The following is a 223-nucleotide window of genomic DNA, read 5'->3' as shown; positions in this document are numbered from 1 at the left end:
TGTAAAAGGTGAATTAGAAATAACGAAAGTAGATGTAACGGATGGGAATACGAAGCTGCCGAATGCAGAATTTACAATCTACAACGAACAAGGGAAAGAAGTAGTAAAAGGGAAAACGGATGAAAAAGGTGTAGCGAAATTCAAACTACCATACGGAAAGTATACGTATAAAGAAACAATAGCACCAAATGGATATGTAATAAATGAAGAGACGTTCGCATTT

The 223-nt window shown here is 35.4% G+C and carries 1 protein-coding gene; it reads left to right on the top strand.

From position 1 onward, the window contains the following. Window positions 1-223: prealbumin-like fold domain-containing protein (locus MR083_RS27430; protein ID WP_242270146.1), on the top strand; the 223-nt coding region annotated here is incomplete at both ends.

It is taken from the genome of Bacillus cereus group sp. BfR-BA-01408 (genome assembly GCF_022663305.1).
Lineage (GTDB): Bacteria > Bacillota > Bacilli > Bacillales > Bacillaceae_G > Bacillus_A > Bacillus_A pacificus.
The sequence above is the reverse complement of the archived record's forward strand: the minus strand, read 5'-3'. Positions and strand labels throughout refer to the sequence as shown.